Annotated in this window: 3 protein-coding genes and 1 pseudogene; all 4 read left to right on the top strand. The window is 39.2% G+C overall.

The window, feature by feature from the left end; genetic code table 11:
* On the top strand, positions 1–597 hold a 597-nt coding region (locus tag BN338_RS00360; protein WP_039757992.1), incomplete at its 5' end, for a ribonuclease HII.
* On the top strand, positions 594–1,556 hold the full coding sequence (locus BN338_RS00355; RefSeq protein ID WP_039757989.1) for an L-threonylcarbamoyladenylate synthase: 963 nt from the start codon (positions 594–596) through the stop codon (positions 1,554–1,556). The genes BN338_RS00360 and BN338_RS00355, both read left to right, overlap by 4 nt.
* A 2-nt stretch (positions 1,557–1,558) precedes the next feature.
* A pseudogene (locus BN338_RS00350) lies at positions 1,559–2,967 on the top strand (FAD-binding oxidoreductase).
* A 143-nt stretch (positions 2,968–3,110) separates the two neighbouring features.
* Positions 3,111–3,638: a DUF6101 family protein gene (locus BN338_RS00345; RefSeq protein ID WP_039757985.1), complete on the top strand. Its 528-nt coding sequence runs from the start codon at positions 3,111–3,113 to the stop codon at positions 3,636–3,638.
* Positions 3,639–3,996: the final 358 nt, after the last annotated feature.

Below are 3,996 nucleotides of genomic sequence, written 5' to 3'. Positions count from 1 at the left end.
TTGCAGAAGCAAGGTTTTTTTTATGTAGCAGGGGTTGATGAAGTAGGACGGGGACCTCTCGCTGGACCGGTGGTAACGGCAGCAGTTATCTTGGATAAAGATCATATTCCTGATGGATTAAATGATTCGAAAAAACTTTCTTTTCTCCAACGAAATAGGCTTTATCATGAAATTTTGCAAAGTGCCTTAGCCGTTTCAGTTGCTAGTCTTTGTGCCCGTACAATTGATCAATCTAATATTAGAAAAGCAACTTTAGAAGCAATGCGTCGCTGTATTATAGGGTTAGCTGTTCCAGCCCACTATGTACTTGTTGATGGACGCGATATCCCCTCTGAGTTATTTTGTCCTGCAATGGCATTGATTAAGGGCGATCAGCGTTCGGTTTCCATTGCAGCAGCATCTATTATTGCGAAAGTAACGCGTGACCGGATGATGGAATGTGCAGGACAAGTTTATACAGATTATGGCTTAGAGAAGCACGTAGGATATGCAACATTAGCCCATCGTACAGCTCTTGATAAATATGGTCCAATTGTAGGGCTACATCGTTATAGTTTTGCACCACTCAAAGAGCGTTATAGGAATGATGTGTCATGACGATTCTACCACTCAATAGCGCTTCGATAAAAGAGGCAATAGCGCTTCTTGAACAAGGGAGGTTAGTCGCATTACCAACGGAAACTGTTTATGGATTAGCGGGCGATGCAACCAATGGGAGGGCAATTTCCTCTATTTTTTCTACAAAGAGTCGTCCGCAAATTAATCCTCTTATTGTGCATGTCAGCGGTCTTGAAATGGCAGAACGGTATGTTAAAATTGATTTTCTTTCACGACAGTTAATGGAGAAATTTTGGCCAGGACCTTTAACATTGGTTTTGCCTTTAAAGGAAAAGCATAATATCCATCCTTTAACAACTGCCGGTTTAAATACCTTGGCTGTTCGTTTTCCAGACAGTCGTTTTGCGGAAGTTGTACAATATTTTGGTCGCCCACTTGCTGCGCCTAGTGCGAATCAATCAGGACGTCTTAGTCCTACTTCGGCTGAGTCTGTTTTCGCATCTTTGGGGGAATCTGTTCCTTTGATATTGGACGGAGGATCGGCAAAAATAGGGCTTGAATCAACGATTGTTAAGATTTGTGGTGAAAGTATTTATCTTTTGCGTCCAGGGGGGCTTGCAGCTGATAAAATTGAAGAAGTTGTGGGGAGGCCTTTACAACGGATAGATCAAAGGACGGCGATTGAAGCTCCAGGAATGTTAAAGTCACATTATGCTCCCAATGCCGCGATTCGTTTGAATGTAGAAAAGGTAGAAAATGGTGAAGCGCTTTTAGCATTTGGTCCAAAACGCGTTATGGGGGCTGAAAATGCCGTTTTTATTTTAAACCTTAGCGAGGAAGGAAAGTTGGAAGAGGCAGCTTCTCATTTATTTCAATACATGAAGGAATTGGATTTATTTAAAGTGCGATGTATTGCCGTAGAACCTATTCCATCATATGGATTAGGAGAAGCTATCAATGATCGTCTTATAAGGGCTGCAGCTCCAAGGGAGAAATAAATATGGAGCAGGAATTAATTGAGAGGTTTAGAGAAATTGTTGGTGCCAAGAATGCTATAACAGATCAGACGTTGATTGCACCCTATTTGCTTGAAGAGCGAGGGCTTTTTCATGGAAAAACCCCCTTACTTTTACGTCCATCTTCACCGCAAGAAATCTCATTGATTATGCAGTTAGCGAGCCAAACACGCACACCAATTGTACCTCAGGGTGGAAATACAGGGCTCGTGGGAGGGCAACAACCAGATGAAAGAGGAGAGAGCGTTCTTTTATCCATGGAGCGATTAAATAAGATTAGAGCGATGAATCTTGATGGGAGTTTTGTTGTTGTAGAAGCTGGTGTTATTTTACAGGATTTACAAAAAAAGTGGATGAATCAGGCCGTTTTTTTCCTCTTTCTTTGGCATCTGAAAGCTCTTGCCAAATAGGAGGAAATCTTTCATCAAATGCTGGAGGGATTGCTGTTTTAGCTTATGGTAATATGCGTGATCTTTGTCTTGGTTTAGAAGTTGTTTTACCAGATGGTCGTATTTTAGATGATTTGCGCTTTGTTAAAAAAGACAATAGCGGTTATGATTTAAAAAATCTTTTTATTGGTGCAGAAGGCACATTAGGCGTTATAACGGCAGCCGTTTTAAAGATTTTTCCAAAAATAAAAGCAAAAGCAATTGCTTTGGTAGGATTACATGGTCCAGCGAAAGCTTTAGAGTTTTTATCTCTTGCTCAAGAATATGGAGGAGGGATGGTGACAGGTTTTGAACTCATGGGAAATCTCAGTTTTCAAATGGCTTTAGATTATAAGAGATGTGAGAAGTCTCCTCTTCAACAGAAACATGAATGGTACGTATTGATGAACATTTCATCGTTGCAAGGCGATGATGAAGCTTTATCTGTGTTGAGTATTATATTAGAAAAAGCCTTAAAGAGAGCGGTAATAGAAGATGCAATTGTTGCGCAATCCTTAAAACAGCAAGATTTTTTTTGGCAATTGCGAGAAAGTATATCATCGGCACAAAAGTTGGCGGGAGGGTCTATTAAGCACGATATTGCTGTACCACTTGCTTCCATTCCTGATTTTATTGCTGAGGCAGCACTTATTGTTGAAGATATTGCTCCAGGGGCACGGGTGGTTTGTTTTGGACATATGGGGGATGGAAATTTGCATTATAATGTTACACAACCGATAGGCGCTGATACGACAGCGTTCTTGCAATTATGGTCAAAAATGAATCATCGCATTCATAGGTTAGTGATGGAGTATCAAGGTGCATTTTCTGCTGAGCATGGAATTGGTCAGCTTAAGCGGGAAGAACTTCGTTCTTTTAAATCGCCTGTTGCATTGGATATTATGCGAGGGATTAAGAGAACACTCGATCCTTTAGGAATTATGAATCCTAGAAAAGTATTATAATTCAAGAATACTGGTCTATATTTTTGTTTAGGTTTTAATAACCAAAAAAGAAATCAGTTGTTTTTTATTCAAACTTTTAATAATCCAATGAGGAAAAGCTGCTAAAAGGTGTATGTTATCTAAGTTAAATTGGGACACTGTATATGGCTAATCAATGCTTTAATCAGGCAAAAGCGGTGCTTGAATTTCGTTTAGATCCGTGCCATTTGCCACAAACGACGACATATTTTTCATCCAAGACGGGCAATAAGGTCATTTGTTCGTTAAATGAGCGTGGTGTTTTTTTTAAAATGGATAAGCCTTCAAGCTTATCGCAGTTGGTTCCTCCTTATCATTTCAAAGGAATTGCGGCACGTACCGTAAAAACGCGTTCAGGAGAAAGAGCTGTTGCATTAGAGTTATTTCATGCAGATGAGGAATCTTGTATTCCGCTTTTAGTTTCCAGAGATTTGAATAATGTTCTTCTGGATTGGCGTTTATGGGCAGATACTTATAACCTCCCCATGCTTATGATTAATGAAGATAATCGCATTGTGGCTGTAAAAGATCGTTCTGATTTACATCGATTTTTTTATGCAATGCCGCATTCTAAACAAAAGCGTTTTTTACTTCGTTATAGCAACCCGTTAGGTTTGCGTTTGGTGATTTCGAATCGAATTGCACTTCAGTAATATTAGTATGCATTCATTTTTATGCGATCATAAGTATTGATTTTTCCGTGCCTTAAAACGCCATTATTTAGCGTGATGATATGAGGTATACAAAGCTGCACCACATGAAGTATTTTAAAGGGGCTTAGTGAATATTATTCAATTTTCTTGTCGCGCCTTATATCAGTGAAACATATGAGTGCGAATCGAAGGGAAAACTTAAGAGGAAGTTACTCAATGAGAAATTTGATTGTTTAAAGATTGGTTCTAACAGGATTCTTAGTTCTTTAAGGCAAAGAGGAAGCTAAGGATTGTAAATTAAGAGTTTTTTGATAGCATCTATCGGCAGCAGGAATCGACTATATTAAATGCTTTTTTG

It is taken from the genome of Bartonella queenslandensis AUST/NH15 (genome assembly GCF_000312585.1).
GTDB classification, from domain to species: domain Bacteria; phylum Pseudomonadota; class Alphaproteobacteria; order Rhizobiales; family Rhizobiaceae; genus Bartonella; species Bartonella queenslandensis_A.
This window is presented reverse-complemented; position numbering and strand designations above follow the sequence as displayed.

Bases quoted from the DNA above. Each gene is read 5' to 3' on its own strand.
- BN338_RS00355 (WP_039757989.1), top strand. From the start codon at position 594: ATGACGATTCTACCACTCAATAGCGCTTCGATAAAAGAGGCAATAGCG.
- BN338_RS00345 (WP_039757985.1), top strand. From the start codon at position 3,111: ATGGCTAATCAATGCTTTAATCAGGCAAAAGCGGTGCTTGAATTTCGT.